Annotated in this window: 13 protein-coding genes and 1 riboswitch; of the genes, 2 read left to right on the top strand and 11 right to left on the bottom strand. The window is 74.2% G+C overall.

What is annotated here, in order from left to right; translation table 11 throughout:
• Positions 1 to 3 precede the first annotated feature (3 nt).
• The gene (locus tag R7226_RS14495) at positions 4 to 1620 is read left to right on the top strand and encodes a Na+/H+ antiporter (RefSeq protein ID WP_318597890.1); all 1617 of its coding nucleotides are present in this window, start codon (positions 4 to 6) and stop codon (positions 1618 to 1620) included.
• A gap of 21 nt (positions 1621 to 1641) precedes the next feature.
• Complete coding sequence (locus R7226_RS14490; RefSeq protein ID WP_318597889.1) at positions 1642 to 2286, top strand: NADPH-dependent F420 reductase; 645 nt, start codon at positions 1642 to 1644, stop codon at positions 2284 to 2286.
• On the opposite strand, the gene R7226_RS14485 is transcribed toward R7226_RS14490, so the two are convergent.
• The 11 genes from R7226_RS14485 to R7226_RS14435 all read right to left on the bottom strand — a co-directional run bounded on the left by R7226_RS14485 (position 2283) and on the right by R7226_RS14435 (position 14808).
• Entirely contained in the window at positions 2283 to 3860 is a 1578-nt protein-coding gene (locus tag R7226_RS14485) for a hypothetical protein (RefSeq protein WP_318597888.1), read from the bottom strand. The two genes, R7226_RS14490 and R7226_RS14485, sit on opposite strands and share 4 nt — an antisense overlap.
• Before the next feature lie 120 nt (positions 3861 to 3980).
• Positions 3981 to 5600 (bottom strand): peptide chain release factor 3, encoded by a 1620-nt coding sequence (locus R7226_RS14480; RefSeq protein WP_318597887.1) that lies wholly within the window; start codon positions 5598 to 5600, stop codon positions 3981 to 3983.
• A gap of 4 nt (positions 5601 to 5604) precedes the next feature.
• Positions 5605 to 6822, bottom strand: a complete 1218-nt coding sequence (locus R7226_RS14475; RefSeq protein ID WP_318597886.1) for a low temperature requirement protein A — start codon at positions 6820 to 6822, stop codon at positions 5605 to 5607.
• Between the two features lie 29 nt (positions 6823 to 6851).
• The gene (locus tag R7226_RS14470) at positions 6852 to 7619 is read right to left on the bottom strand and encodes an ABC transporter ATP-binding protein (protein WP_318597885.1); all 768 of its coding nucleotides are present in this window, start codon (positions 7617 to 7619) and stop codon (positions 6852 to 6854) included.
• A 34-nt stretch (positions 7620 to 7653) separates the two neighbouring features.
• Positions 7654 to 8661 carry a FecCD family ABC transporter permease gene (locus R7226_RS14465; protein ID WP_318597884.1) on the bottom strand — a complete coding sequence of 336 codons (1008 nt, stop codon included), beginning with the start codon at positions 8659 to 8661 and terminating at the stop codon, positions 7654 to 7656.
• A 4-nt stretch (positions 8662 to 8665) separates the two neighbouring features.
• A complete protein-coding gene (locus tag R7226_RS14460) occupies positions 8666 to 9526 on the bottom strand; it encodes a class I SAM-dependent methyltransferase (RefSeq protein ID WP_318597883.1) in 861 nt (286 codons plus the stop codon).
• Entirely contained in the window at positions 9523 to 10584 is a 1062-nt protein-coding gene (locus R7226_RS14455) for an ABC transporter substrate-binding protein (protein ID WP_318597882.1), read from the bottom strand. The genes R7226_RS14460 and R7226_RS14455 overlap by 4 nt, the downstream gene beginning before the upstream one ends.
• An 82-nt stretch (positions 10585 to 10666) precedes the next feature.
• A riboswitch (cobalamin riboswitch) is annotated at positions 10667 to 10825 on the bottom strand.
• A gap of 10 nt (positions 10826 to 10835) precedes the next feature.
• Positions 10836 to 11441 carry a hypothetical protein gene (locus R7226_RS14450; protein ID WP_318597881.1) on the bottom strand — a complete coding sequence of 202 codons (606 nt, stop codon included), beginning with the start codon at positions 11439 to 11441 and terminating at the stop codon, positions 10836 to 10838.
• 112 nt (positions 11442 to 11553) lie between these two features.
• Positions 11554 to 12783 (bottom strand): N-acetylglucosamine-6-phosphate deacetylase, encoded by a 1230-nt coding sequence (gene nagA, locus R7226_RS14445; protein ID WP_318597880.1) that lies wholly within the window; start codon positions 12781 to 12783, stop codon positions 11554 to 11556.
• 70 nt (positions 12784 to 12853) lie between these two features.
• Positions 12854 to 13786 (bottom strand): ROK family protein, encoded by a 933-nt coding sequence (locus R7226_RS14440; protein WP_318597879.1) that lies wholly within the window; start codon positions 13784 to 13786, stop codon positions 12854 to 12856.
• Positions 13786 to 14808: an SIS domain-containing protein gene (locus R7226_RS14435; protein WP_318597878.1), complete on the bottom strand. Its 1023-nt coding sequence runs from the start codon at positions 14806 to 14808 to the stop codon at positions 13786 to 13788. Before R7226_RS14435 ends, R7226_RS14440 begins: the two co-directional genes overlap by 1 nt.

The raw sequence follows: 14808 nt of genomic DNA, 5'->3' as shown, positions 1-14808 counted from the left end.
CGCATGGAGCACATAGAGCTCACGCTGCTCGGGTTGCTGCTGGCGGTCGTCGGGCTGACCGCGCTCGCGCGTCTGTGGAACGTTCCGTACCCGATCCTGCTGGTGATCGGGGGCAGCCTGCTCGGCTTCGTGCCGGGCCTTCCGAGCGTCGAGCTCGACCCCGACCTGGTGCTGCTGGTGTTCCTGCCGCCGCTGCTGTTCAACGCCGCCTACTTCGCCTCGCCGCGCGACATGAAGCTGCTGTGGCGGCCGATCACGCTGAACGCGATCGGGCTCGTGCTGCTGACCGCGTGCGCGGTCGCGTGGGTCGCGCACACGCTCGTCGACGACCTCTCGTGGGCGGCGGCCTTCACGCTCGGCGCGATCTGCGCGCCGACCGACCCGCTCGCCGCGACGGCGATCGCGCGCAGACTCGGCGTGCCGGCGCGGCTGGTGAGCGTGATCGAGGGCGAGAGCCTCGTCAACGACGGCAGCGCGCTCGTGATCTACCGCGTCGCGGTCGCGGCGGCGGTCGGCGGCAGCTTCGACCTGCTCGACGCCGGCTGGGAGTTCGTCGCCAACGTCGCCGGCGGGATCGCGATCGGCGCGCTCGTCGGCTTCGCGCTGCTGCCGCTGTTCCGCCGCGCGCTCGCCGATCCGCTGATCAGCGTGACGCTGTCGCTCGCCGCCGGCTATCTCGGCTACATCCCGGCGGAGGAGCTGGGCGTCTCCGGCGTGCTCGGCGCCGTCACCGTCGGGCTGGTGCTCTGCTGGCACGCCCCGACGATCACCGACCCGCTCTCGCGCCTGACCGGCTACGCCTTCTGGGACGTGCTGGTCTTCCTGCTGAACGCGCTGCTGTTCGTGCTGGTCGGCTTCCAGCTGCACGAGGTCGTCACCCACCAGGAGCGCTCGCTGGCGCTGCTGCTGGGGCTCGGCGCCGCCGTCAGCGCGGCGGTGATCGCGACGCGGCTGCTGTGGGGCAACACGACGCCGTACATCATCCGCGCGCTCGACCGGCGCCCCAAGCAGCGGCTGCTGCGAGTCGGCTGGCGCGAGCGGATGGTGATCGGCTGGAGCGGCATGCGCGGCGCCGTCTCGCTCGCCGCCGCGCTCGCGCTGCCGCTCGACTTCCCCGAGCGCGACCTGCTGCTGTTCCTGACGCTGACGGTGATCTTCGCGACGCTCGTCGTGCAGGGGCTGACGCTGCCGTGGCTGATCCGCACGCTGGGGATCGAGGACGACGGCTCGCCGGCGCGCGAGGAGCTGCACGCCCGCCGCGCCGCGACCGAGGCCGCGATCTCACGACTGGAGGAGCTGCGCGAGGAGGAGTGGACGCGCGACTCGACCGTGCGGCTGATGCGCAAGAACTACGACGTGCGCCAGCGGCGGCTGGCGCAGGTCGCCGGCGAGCGCTCGTTCGAGCAGGACGGCGAGGACCTCGGCGAGCACACCGACGCGCGCGCGAGGCTGACGAAGGAGCTGATCGACGCCGAGCGCGCGATCGTCGTCGCGCTGCGCAACGAGGGCACGATCTCCGACGAGGTGATGCACAGACTGGAGCGCGAGCTGGACCTGCAGGAGCTGGGGATCGCGGCGTATCGCAGAGAGCCGTCGGTCGCGCCGGACGGCGCGGCGTGAGGCGGTGGCTATGTTCGGAGCATGAGCGATTCCACTCCAGTGCGCATCGGCATCGTCGGCGTCGGCAACATCGGAGGGGCGCTCGCGCGCCACTTCGTCGCCGCCGGCCACGAGGTCGCGGTCGCCAACTCGCGCGGCCCCGAGACCCTCGTCGACCTGGTCGCCGAGCTGGGCGAACGGGCGCACGCCGCGACGGTGGCGGAGGCGCTGCGCTTCGGCGAGGTCGACGTCGTCTCGATCCCGCTCGGCCGCATCGGCGAGCTGCCGGCCGACGGCGTCGCCGGCAAGGTCGTGATCGACACGAACAACTACTACCCCGGGCGCGACGGCCAGATCGCCGCGCTCGACGACGACAGCACGACCTCGAGCGAGCTGCTCGCGGTGCAGCTGCCCGGCGCGCGGATCGTCAAGGCGTTCAACGCGATCTACGCGAGCTGGCTGGCGGAGCGCGGGCTGCCGGCGGGCGATCCCGCGCGGCTCGCGATCCCGATCTCCGGCGACGACGCGGAGGCGAAGCGGATCGTCGCCGCGCTGATCGACGAGATCGGCTTCGACGCCGTCGACGCGGGCACGCTCGCGGTCGGCGGGCGCAAGCACCAGCCCGACACGCCGCCCTACGGCGCCGAGGCCGGCGCCGCAGAGCTGCGTGGGTTGCTCGGGCTCTAGCGCTCGGAGGCCAGCTTCGGCGCGCTGGCGGCGCGGGCGCCGCCGCGCGTCGCCTTGATCGCCGGCGTGACCGCCTGCGAGGCCGGCTTGCCGTAGAGCGTCGGGTCGAGATAGCGGCCCTTCGCCTTGCCGGTCTTCGACGTGACGGCCGCGATCCCGTCGCGTCTGGCCTGCGGGTCGCGCCGCTCGCCGGTCACCGACCACGAGACCTTCGTGCGCGGCTTCTCGCTGCGGATCTGGAAGCTGCCGTCGCCATCGACCTCGGCTGCGACGATCACCTGGCCGAACTGGCCGATCGGCGTCAGCTGATAGCGCCAGTCGCCGGCGATCGCGGTCGCGTACGACGGCAATCTCACCGTCGCGCGGCCGGAGCCGTCAGTCGTGACGTTGCCGCTGTAGGTGACGGTGAGCGAATCGGTCTCGACCGGGGTGTGGGTGAGCGTGCGCTGCGAAGGCGCGCGCGGGTCGTCGATCTTGAAGCCGCTCTTGGTGCCGGTGACGGTCAGATTGCCGTTGATCTGGACCGCGCCGTTGAAGGTCGCCGCGGTCGTTCTGCCCTGCGCGAACAGCGCCGAGCCGTTGCCGTTGGTGACCGCCTCCAGCGCGTTGTCGTTGTTGGCGGCGTTGACGTTCTCGGCGCGCACGCCGGTGCCGGTGCCGCCCGAGATGCCGGCCTGGCCGATCACGCCGATCGCGCCGTTGGGGTCGGTGACGAAGCCGCGCACGCCGTAGCCGCCCGTACCGTCATGACGGCCCACGATCGCTCCTATGCCGTTGCATCTGCCTATGTTTCTCTCGCAGATCGCGCCGTTCTGACGCGCGACGACCGCCTCGCCGCTGGAGGAGTCGCCGATCAGCGCGGCCGACGATATCGAGCCGGTGACGCCCCAGATCGAGTTGCCGCCGACGGTGTTGGCGAAGATGCCCGGGCCGACGCCCTGGTGGTCGACCGAGATCCCGCGGCTGCTGGAGCCGTTGTTGGTGATGTTGACCTCGAGGGCGTTGCCGATGCCCTGGTGTCTGACTCTGACCGCGGTCTGCGTCGAGGCGGGGTTGCTGACCGTGGCGCTGAGGACGCCGTCTCTCGTTCCTCTCTGGTCGAGGTCGAGCGGCGGGATCACCTGCAGCAGCTTCGCCAGCACCTCGGCGGGCGTGTCGGGCGAGCCGGCGGGGCCGGTCTCGCCCTGCGGCCCGGCGGGACCGGCCGGACCGGCGGGGCCCTGCGCGCCTGCGGGGCCGACTGGACCGGCAGGTCCGGCGGGGCCGGCCGGGCCCGCGGGACCGGTTCTGCCGGTGGCACCTCTCGGGCCGGCGGGCCCTCTGGGACCGCGCGGGCCGGGCTCGCCTCTGCTGCCCTCGACGTTCCACGAGATCTTCGTCTGCCCGGCCGGGCATCTGGCGTTCTCGGTCGTCAGGTTGAGCGTTCTGTAGTCCTGCGTGACACAGGCGTAGATCCGTCTCGGCGCGGCCGCCGACTGGGCGGCGGCCGGTTGGGCTGCGAGCGCGCCCCCCAGCGCGCCGGGCAGCAGGACGAGCGCGGCGATTCGTCGCGGCGTCAGTGAGGGTGCGGTCATGGTCGGCGGCTTCTCCGCTTCGGCGGAGAGACCGCTTGGACCAGGAACGTCTATGCGCCAGAAAGGTCAGATGTCTGACACTCAATACCCCAAAAAGGACGATGTTGGCGCGCTGACCTCCTAACGCGTCAGCAGGCGGTCGAGCGTCAGCTCGGGGTGGTCGCGCTCCAGGCGCTGCAGCACGAACTCGCTGCGGAAGACGGCGAGGTGGGTGCCGTCGGCGCGCACGAGCACCTCTGAGCCGGTCGCCTCGCGGATCGTCGGGACGTCGCCGGGCTCGGTGCGGCGGGCGACGTTCCACGGCGCCTCTTCCAGCCGCACTCTCGCGTTGAACTCGTTCTCCATGCGGTTGACGGCGACGTCGAACTGGAGCCGGCCGACGCCGGCCAGCACCGGCACGGGGTCGCCGGCCGCCTCGCGTCTGAGCACGTGCACGACGCCCTCCTCGTCGAGCTGCTCGAGCCCGCGGCGGAACTGCTTGTAGCGCGACACGTCGCCGTTGCGGACGAACATGAAGAACTCGGGCGCCAGCGAGGGGATCGCGGGGAAGCGGGCCGGCTCGTCGAGCCACAGCGTGTCGCCGACGCGCGTGTCGGCGGCGCCGACGATCCCGACGACATCGCCGGGGAATGCCTCCTCCATCAGCGAACGCTCGCGGCCGAAGACCTCGTGCGCGTGCGCCATCGCGAGCGAGCGGCCGGTGCGCTCGTTCATCACGCGCATGCCGCGCTCGAAGCGGCCGGAGCAGATCCGCACGAAGGCGATCCGGTCGCGGTGGCGCGGGTCCATGTTCGCCTGCACCTTGAAGACGAGCCCGGAGAAGGGGGCTTCCAGCGGCCGCTCCCCGGCCGGCTCGCCGTCGGCGTCGATCTCGCGTCGCGGCGACGGCGCCGGCGCCAGCTCGACGAGCGCCTTCAGCAGCGGCCCGACGCCGAAGTTGGAGACGGCCGAGCCGAAGAACAGCGCGGTCGCCTGGCCGTCGCGGAAGGCGACGTCGTCGAACTCCTCGTCGACCGCGTCGAGCAGCTCCAGCTCCTCGCGCGCGGTCGCCCAGGCGGGGTCGTCGGAGTCCTCCGCGGTCGCCGCGTCGAGGATCACCTCGGGCGCGATCGTGGCGCCGCCGGTCGTGCGCGTGAAGCGGTGGAAGAGATCCGTTCTGCGGTCGATCACGCCCTCGAACGAGCCGGGGATGCCGACCGGCCAGTTGAGCGGGATCGCCTGCAGGTCGAGCACCGTCGCGAGGTGGTCGAGGATCTCCAGCGGCTCCATGCCGGGGCGGTCGTACTTGTTGACGAAGGTCAGCAGCGGGATTCTGCGCGCCCGCGCGACCTCGAACAGCCGCAGCGTCTGCGGCTCGACGCCCTTCGCCGCGTCGATCAGCATCACGGCCGCGTCGACGGCCGAGAGCACGCGCAGCGTGTCCTCGGAGAAGTCCTTGTGGCCCGGCGTGTCGAGCAGGTTGAAGACGTTGCCCTCGTACTCGAAGCGCAGCACCGTCGAGGAGACCGAGATGCCGCGTCTGCGCTCCAGCTCCATCCAGTCGGAGGTGACCTCGCGCCGTCCCGCTCTCGCCTTCACCGCGCCGGCCTCGCCGTGCAGCGCGCCGGCGTACAGCAGCAGCTTCTCCGTGAGGGTGGTCTTGCCGGCGTCAGGGTGGGAGATGATCGCGAACGTCCGGCGCCGCGCCGCCTCGGCGGCGATCGTTCCGGCCGCCGCGGGGGCGAGGGGCGTGCTGCTCATGCCCTCAGGATGGCAGGCCGGGCTGGTCGAGCGCCTCCAACGGCGTCGGTTCGCCGCGCGCGGCGCTCGCGCGGCCGCCGAGGTACTCGCCGACGATCACCGCGATCAGGACCGCCAGCGTCAGCAGCGCGACGGCCAGCGCGGAGAGCGAGCCGCCGAGCAGTCCGATCACGATGCAGGCGAGCGCGCCGGCCGGGCGCTTCCAGCCGGGCGAGCCGGTCAGCCGCCAGCGGAACAGCGAATGGCCGAACAGGTAGAGCGCCGGGCCGCCGACGGCGATCGCCAGTCTCCAGCCGTGCAGGTGGTCGCCCGGGTGGGCGATCGTCAGCTCGTCGCCGACGGCGGAGACGATCACGCCGGCGATCAGCACGACGTGCAGGTAGGTGTAGGCGTCGCGCGCGAGCGTCGTGCGGCGGTCGCCGGCCAGCTCCAGCCGCCGCTCCGCGATCGCCGCGACGTAGTTGAAGTAGAGCCACCACATCGCGGCGGTGGTGAGAAAGGCGACGGCGAACGCGGCGACCCGCTCCCCTGTCAGCTCGAGGTCGGAGGTCGTCGCGCCGGTCAGCACGATCGACTCGCCCAGCGCGATGATCACGAACAGCTGGAAGCGCTCGGCGAAGTGGGAGGTCTGCACCTGCCAGGCGGCGCCCGTCGCGCGCTTCAGCCACGGCACCCAGTAGAGGTGCAGCGGCGCGCTGTAGTCGAGCGCGAGCGCGATCAGCCACAGCAGCGTGCGCGTCGACCCCTCCGCCAGCGCGCCCGCGATCCAGAAGGCGCCGGCGAACGCGAACCAGGCGAGGATCCGGCCGGCGCGCTCGCGCTCCGACGTGCCGCGGGCGGACGCCGCGAACGTGAGGAAGAGGTGGCGGCCGACCTGGATCGCGACGTAGGAGCCGGCGAACAGCAGCGCGCGGTCGCCGAAAGCGTGCGGGATCGCGACCGCCATCAGCAGCGAGGCGAGCATCACCGCGATCAGCAGCAGCCGCACCGCGATCGACTCCGGGTCCAGCTCGTTCGTGACCCACGTCGTGTAGTTCCACGCCCACCAGACGACGAGCAGCACGAGCGCCGACTGGCCGACGCCGGTCCAGTCGAGGTGCTCCAGCAGCAGGTGCGAGACCTGCGTGATCGCGAACACGAAGACGAGGTCGTAGAACAGTTCGAGCGAGGTCGCCCGCTGTCTCTCCGGATCCCCGGGGGCGCGTTGGAAGCGGCTGCTCATCGGCGCGAGTCTACGACGCGCCGCCGACCTCAGCGTGCGAGGAAGCGGATCGACGGGCGGCCGGGGCCGGCGCCGTCCGGGGTGACCTCGGCGTCGACCTCGTAGACGTCGGCGATCAGCCGCGGCGTGAGCACGTCGGCTGGGGCGCCGAGCGCGGCGACGCGGCCGTGCGCGAGCACGACGAGGCGGTCGCAGAAGATCGCCGCGAGGTTGAGGTCGTGGAGCGCGACGACGGAGGTGAGCGGCAGCCGCCGCACGAGCGCGAGCAGGTCGAGCTGGTGGCGCACGTCGAGGTGGTTGGTCGGCTCGTCCAGCAGCAGCTCGCGCGGCTCCTGCGCCAGCGCGCGTGCGATCTGCACGCGCTGCTGCTCGCCGCCGGAGAGCGCGTGCCAGCGGCGGTCGCGCAGCGTCGCGAGGTCGGTGTCGAGCAGCGCCCGCTCGACCGCGCGGTCGTCGGCGGCGGTGTCGCCCGACCAGCTGCCGCGGTGGGGGATCCGGCCCAGCCGGACGACCTGCTCGACGGTCAGGTCGACCTCGGTGCTCGCCTGCTGCGCGACGACGGCGACCCGCCGCGCGACCTCGCGCCGTCGCAGCCCGCCGAGCTCGGCGCCGTCGAGCAGGACGGCGCCGTCGCTCGGCCTGCGCAGCCCCGCCAGCAGCCGCAGCAGCGATGACTTGCCGGAGCCGTTCGGTCCCAGCAGGCCGAGCGTCGCGCCGGCCGGGACGTCCAGCGTGACGCCGTCGACGATCAGCGCGCCGCCGGCCGACCACGACACCTCACGCGCGTGGAGGCTCATCGCTGGCACCCCGCCCCGACCGCCGCACGCGCGCTCACGTCCGCCGCCCCCGCTGCGCGAGGATCGCCGCGAAGGCCGGCACGCCGATCAGCGCCGTCACGACGCCGACCGGCAGCTCCTGCGGCTCGAACAGCGTGCGCGCGGCGGTGTCGACCCAGACGAGGAAGATCGCGCCGGCGATCGCCGTCGCCGGCAGCAGCCGTCGGTGGCCGGGGCCGACCAGCAGCCGCGCCGCGTGCGGCAGCACCAGCCCGACGAAGCCGATCGCGCCGGCCGCGCTGACGAGCGTCGCCGTCAGCAGCGCGGTCACGACCAGCAGCAGCGCGCGCACGCGCGCGACCGAGATCCCGAGCGCGCCGGCGGCGTCCTCGCCGAAGGCGAAGGCGTCGAGCGCCGCCGACTGCGACAGGCAGAGCGCCAGCCCGAGCGCGCAGACGGCGCCGCACAGCGCGACGTCCTGCCAGTCGGCGCCGCCGAGCGAGCCGAGCAGCCAGAACAGCACGCCGCGCGTCTGCTCGGCGTCGGCGGAGGAGAAGACGAGGAAGGTCGTCACGGCCATGAACAGCTGCGTCCCGGCGACGCCGGCGAGCACGACGCGGTCGGTCCCGCCGCCGCTGACGGCCGCCAGCGCCAGCACCAGCCCGAAGGCGACGAGCGCGCCGGCGAAGGCGCCGGTCGAGAGCGCGATCGCGCCGCCGCCGACGCCGGCGACGATCACCAGCACCGCGCCGGTCGAGGCGCCGGAGGAGATCCCCAGCACGAACGGGTCGGCGAGCGGGTTGCGCAGCAGCGACTGCAGGATCGCGCCGCAGATCGCCAGCCCCGCCCCGCAGACGGCCGCCAGCAGCGTGCGCGGCAGCCGCAGATCCCAGACGATCCCCTCCTGGATCCGCGACAGGCCGGCGTCGCCGAGGCCGAGCTGCTGGCCGACGACGGCGTAGACGTCGCCGACGGCGATCTCGGCCGGCCCGATCGTGATCGCGACGGCGATCGAGAGGGCGAGCAGGAGCAGGCCGGCGAGCGAAAGAGCGACGCTGCGCATGGAGTCACTCCGACGCGCGCGAAGGAGCCTCTGGCGAGTTCGCGGAAGGCATCAAGGCCGCAGGCCGCAGACGCCCCATCACCACGTAGTCATCCAAGAGCTGCCACACCGTCCCGACCTCCGCGAAGCCGGCCTGCGCCAGCGCCGCGAGCTGGAAGTCGACGGCGGTCGTCGGCGGCGCGTCGCGGCCGGCGAAGCGGCGCTCGCGCTCGGCCACCAGCGCGGCTCCGCCGGGACCGGAGCGCGCTTCCTCCCACCACGCTTCCCACGTCGGCGCGCCGGCGGCGTGGCCGGCCCGCTGGGTCGCCTCGTCGTGTGCGGCGGCGACCCGCTTCAGCGTCGGCGAGCGATCGTCGAAGCGGAAGTGGTCGCCGTTGAGCAGCAGCCCGCCGGGCGCCAGCAGCTCCGCCGCCTGCGTGTACACGCGCACGAGCTGGTCGGGGTTCAGCCAGTGCAGCGCCGTCGTCGAGACGCAGGCGTCCGGGGCAGCGTCGCCGAGCGCGGCGCTGACCGCCGCCGGCCAGCCGGCGTCGAGCAGGTCGCCGTCGAGCAGCGTCAGGCGGTCGCCGTGGCGCTCTCCGAGCGCCCGCCGCGCGACGTCGAGCAGCAGCGGGTCGTGGTCGATCCCGACCACGCGCGCGCCCGGCAGCGCGTCGAGCAGGCGCGCGCCGAGCGAGCCCGGCCCGCAGGCGAGGTCGACGACCAGCGGCGCCGGCCCGAGCGTCAGCTCCAGCACCTCGGCGATGACGCGGAAGCGGCCCTCGCGATCGGCGATGTACGCCGCCTGCTGGTCGTCCCAGCGCGCGAGCAGGTCGGCGGCGGCGATCGCCTCGTCCGCGGCCGGCGACCCCGGCGCGGCGCTCATCTGCCGGCCAGCCCGAGTCTGCGCAGCCCGTCGGCGACCGTCTCGACCGCGTCGACGTTGCGCAGCGACGGGTCCATGTCGGAGCCGGAGAGCACGATGTAGCGTCTGTTCCGGACGGCGGTCAGCCGCTTGGCGACCGCGTCGGACTCGAGGAATCTGATCTTCGCCTCAGCGCTGTCGCCCTCGTCGCCGCGCGTCAGGTCGGCCAGCACGAGCACGTCGGGATCGCGGTCGAGGATCGCCTCCCAGCCGATCTCCGGCCACAGCTGTCTGTTGTCGGCGAAGGCGTTTCTGGCGCCGATCGCGCGCGTGACGATCCCGGGCGCGCCGCAGCAGCCGGCGATGTACGGCGTCTTCGACGACGAGTACCACCACATCAGCGAGAGGTCCTCGGCGCCGAGGTCGCTCGACGCTCTCGCCATCCGCGCTCTCAGCGACTCGACCAGCGCCGCGCCTCTCTCCGGCACGCCGAAGATCCGCGAGACCTCCGCGATCTCCGTGTAGAGGTCGTCGAGCGTCAGCTCGTCGGCCTGCTGCGCGGTCTGTCCACCGCACTCGCTGGAGGACTGGTAGGTCGGCACACCGAGTCTCTCGAAGCGGTCGCGCGGGGCGACGCCCTCGTCGGTGAACGACCAGTCGAAGGTCGCGTAGACGAAGTCGGGCTCGACCTTCAGGACGCGCTCGAAGGAGGCGAAGTCTCTGCTGATGACCGGGACCTTCGCGTTCGCCGCCGCGAGCGCGGGCGTGACCGGGTCGCTCCAGGAGACGCTGCCGGCCATGCGGTCCTCGAGCCCCAGCGTCAGCAGCAGCTCGGTCGCCGGCTGGTTGATCGAGACGGCGCGCTCGGGCGCCCGCTCGACCACGACCTCGCGCGCGCAGTTCCTGAGCGTCACCGGGTAGCTGGTCGAGGGCGCGGCGGCCGTGGTCGCGGCGGCCGTGGGGCTGCCGGCGGCGGTCGCGGCGGGGCTGTCGCCGTCGGAGCCGCAGCCGGCGAGCAGGCCGGCGGCGAGCACGGCGACGGCGGAGAGCGTGGGGAGGGTGAGGGCGCGCGGGGACACGCTGGCCTTTCGATCTGGGACCCGGTCGCGGGGCCCGTTGTGGACGATCCGGCCGCCCGCTGCGATGCATGCGGAGGGCCGCAAGCCAGCAGGTCTTCGGGCTCGGGATCGTCCGGGTGGAGCGCCTTCCCAGACCGTTGCCGGTCCAGTGGCCGATGCTCCGCCCGTCCCCCATACCGCTGCGCGTCAGCTCCGGCTTCTCACCGGATTCCCTGACCCACGGGGTGGGTGCGACTGGCTCGCCCGGGACCCTACCGTGCGGCGCGCTCGGCCGCCGTGCGCGCGACGATCCGCAGCTGGGTGCGCAGCACGACCCCGATGAACGGCGACAGCGCCCGCCAGTAGCGCAGGAAGGCGCGGCGCGACTGCGGATCGGTCGCCAGCGTGCGGCACTCGTAGCTGACGAGCACGCGCCCGGCGCCGTACGGGCGCAGCGAGAAGCCGGCGGCGATCTTCGCGAGACCCGGGCGCTCGAAGCCGGCGAAGTCGCGCGCGTCGATCGTCTCCCAGCTCGTCTCCCCGGCCCAGAAGCGCCCGACGACGCCGATCGCGATCTCGTGCGGCGGCCGCTCGCCGAGCACCACCCACTCGCCGTGGGCGCCGAGATCTGCGAGCCGCATCGTCGCCGTCGGCGCGGGTGCCGGCAACGGGCGCCGGCGAACGGTCGAGACGACCCGCTCGCCGAGCGCGCGCAGTTGGAAGAGCGCCCGCACCGGCTGCTGCTCGGCGGTGCGCATGAAGTCGGCCGCGCGGACGGCGTCGTAGACCTGCGCGAGGTCGCCGTCGATCAGCAGGTGCTCGGTGCGGACCGCGTCGGCGTGAGGGATCAGTTCGTCGAGCAGGAGCGGGGCGGTCATGCCGTGAACTCTCGCGTGGACGCACGCGCTCGTCATCGGCGCGGCCTACGCGGCGACGGCCGTAGTTCTCCGCGCGGCCGGCGCGTCCGCGCGCGACGGCGCGGCCGGCGCGCTAGGACGCGACGCGCGCGGCTGCGTCGACCCACGCCCCGCGCGCCAGCACGCGCGTGAGCGCGAGGTCGCGGTCGAGCACGACGAGGTCGGCGTCGCGGCCGGGCGCGATCGAGCCCTTGCGATCGCCGATCCCGAGCAGCTCCGCCGGCGTCGTCGCGGCCATCCGCGCCGCGTCGGCGAGCGTCACGCCGCCGAACGCGACCGCATTGCGGACGGCGGCGTCCATCGTCAGCGTCGCGCCGGCGATCGTCGCGCTGCCGGGCAGCGTCGCGCGGCCGGTGCGGACGCGGATCGCGCGGTCGCCGAGGCGGTAGTCGCCGTCGGGCAGCCCGGTCGCCTCGATCGCGTCGGTCACGAGCACCGTCCGTGCCGCGCCCTTGCACCGCATCAGCAGCCGCACCGCGGCGGGGTCGACGTGGACCCCGTCGCAGATCACCTCGCAGGTCAGCTCGTCGCGGTCGAGCGCGGCGCCGAGCAGTCCGGGGTCGCGGTGGTGCAGCGGCCGCATCGCGTTGAAGGCGTGCGTGACGGCGCGCGCGCCGGCCTCGATCGCCGCGACCGCCTGGCCGTAGTCGGCATCGCTGTGCGCGAGCGAGACGAGCAGCCCGCGCGCGACGGCGCGGCGCGTCAGCTCCAGCGCCCCCGGCAGCTCGGGCGCGAGCGAGATCGAGCGCGGCGCACTGTGGCCGAGCAAGCGCTCGGCCGCGTGGCTGAGCGGCGCGATCGCGCCGGCGCCGCCCACGTCGATTCGGCTCTCACCGACCGGCGCCATGAAGTGCGCGGCCTCCATCGCGCCGGGCCGGATCGCGCTCAGGAACGGTCCTTCCAGGTGCGCGCCGAGCACCTCGGCGGCGCCCGGCCGCGGCGCGGCGGAGGCGGCGCCGATCGCGTCGAGCGCGCTGAGCAGCTCGTTGACCGGCGCGGCGACGGTCGTCGCCAGCAGCGCGGTCGTTCCGTGCCCGGCGTGGAAGGCGGCGGCGCGCTGCACCTCGGCGGGATCGTCGGTGTTGAACTGGGCGCCGTCGCCGCCGTGCACGTGCAGGTCGACGAAGCCCGGCAGCAGCCACTGCCCGTCCAGCTCGATCCGCTCGCCATCGGGGGACACCGGGCGCGGGCCGGGCTCGCGCAGCTCAGCGATCCGCCCCGCGCGCACGACGACGTCGACCCAGCGGACCCCGTCTGGCGTCACGACGCGCCCCCCGGAGAGGGTCAGGCTGGCAGCGCTCACGGCCAGACCTCGGCTGGGAAGGCGAGCGTTCCCGACGGAATCCGAGGCCGCAGGCCGAGTGGTTCCGCGTTCAGGCCGGCCATGTCGCCAGCTCCTCGGCCGCGCCGCCGACCGCCTGCCAACCAGCCAGGCCGGCGCCGATCCAGCCGGCGCGCTCGCCGAGCGCGGCGGTGCGCAGCCGCGGCGGCGGCCCGAAGCGGACCTCTTGCGCCAGCCGCGCGGCGAGCGGATCGAGCAGCGCCGCGCCGGCGGAGGAGACGCCGCCGCCGAGCACGACCAGCTCGGGATCGAGCAGCGCCGCGCAGCCGGCCAGCGCCCGTGCGAGCGCGTCGATCGCCTGCTCCCAGACCGCGGCCGCGTCGGCGTCACTCGCGCACGCGCGCGCGAGCACCTCCTCGGCCCGCATCCCGTAGACGCCGCTGCGCTCGGCGTAGCGCTCGCTGACGTTGCGGCCGGAGGCGAGCGCCTCCAGGCAGCCGCGCTTGCCGCAGGCGCACAGCGGCCCGTCCGGCATGACGCCGACGTGGCCCAGCTCGCCGGCGGCGCCGCGGGCGCCCAGCAGCACCCGCCCGTCGCTGACGAACGCCCCGCCGATGCCGGTCCCGATCGTCACCAGCAGCCAGTCGCGCGACCCGCGCGCCGCGCCGAGCGTGCCCTCGGCGAGCGCGGCGGCGCGGGCGTCGTGCCAGACGAGCGCGGGCAGCCCCAGCCGCTCTTCGGCGATCGCGCGCAGCGGCAGCTCGCGCCAGCCGAGGTTGGGCGCGAGCGCGACGACGCCGTTGTCGTCGTCGACGAGGCCGGGGACCGCCAGCGCGACGTGCGCCGGCTCGTCAGCGATCCCGATCAGCTCGGTCGCGAGCGCCAGCACCGCCTCGACGACGGCGACTCCGCCGGCGCCCCGCGGCGTCGAGTGCCGCCGCTGCACGCGCAGCGTTCCGTCGCGCTCGATCACCGCGCCCTTCAGGCCGGTGCCGCCGACGTCGATCGCGACGACGGTGCTCACTACGTCGCCGTCACCTTGCGCAGGTTGGCCGGCGCGTCGGGGTCGCGGCCGCGCAGCAGCGCCAGCTCGCACGCGAGCTGCTGGCCGCGCACGACGGCGACGATCGGGGCCAGCGCCTCGGTCACGTCGGGCAGCGGCAGGTCGGCGCCGGCGCCGGTCGCGATCGTCAGCACGCGCGCGCCGCGCTCGCGCAGCACCCCGACCAGCGCCGCGACGTCGGCGGCGGCCGGCCCGTCGCCGGCCGACAGCGCGATCACCGGGAAGCCCTCCCCGACGATCGTGATGGGGCCGTGGCGGAGGTCGGCGGAGGAGAAGCCGTCGGCCGCGATCGCCGCCGTCTCCTGCAGCTTCAGCGCCGACTCCAGCGCCGCGCCGTAGAGCAGCCCGCGCGCGGTCACGACGAGCCGGAGATCACCAACCAAGCGCTCGGCCGCGTGCCGGGCCGGTGCTGGATCGTCCAGCACCGCGCTGACGGCGGCCGGCAGCTCATGCAGCTGTGCGTCGCTGAACGGGACCGGCCCGAGCGCCCGCGCCAGCAGCGCGAACGCGAGCAGCTGGGCGGTCACGGTCTTGGTCGCCGGCACCGCCAGCTCCGCGCCGGCCTCGAGCGCGACGACCGCCTCGGCGGCCAGCACCAGCTCGCTCGTCGCGTCGTTGGTGATCGCCAGCGCCCGCGCCCCGGCGTCCCGCAGCCGCGCCAGCGTCTGGACGATCTCCGGCGTCTGTCCCGACTGGCTGACGGCGATCGCGAGCTGGCCGCCGTAGTCGACGCGCGCGTCGTAGAGCAGGTGCAGCGACGGCGCCGCGAGCGAGACCGGCCGGCCGCTGGCCAGCTCGATCAGGTAGCGGCCGTAGACCGACGCGTGGTCGGAGGAGCCGCGCGCGACGATCGCCGTGCCGGTCAGCGGACGCGGCGCCACCGTGCGCACCGCCTCCGCGACCGCGTCCGCTCGCGCGACCAGCCGTGCCAGCACCGCCGGCTGCTCCGCCATCTCGGCGGTCATGCGAGCGCCCGCGCTCAT

Source organism: Conexibacter stalactiti (genome assembly GCF_033542075.1).
Taxonomy (GTDB): Bacteria; Actinomycetota; Thermoleophilia; order Solirubrobacterales; family Solirubrobacteraceae; genus Conexibacter; species Conexibacter stalactiti.
Note: the sequence above shows the minus strand (reverse complement) of the source record. Positions and strands in the feature narration are given on the sequence as shown.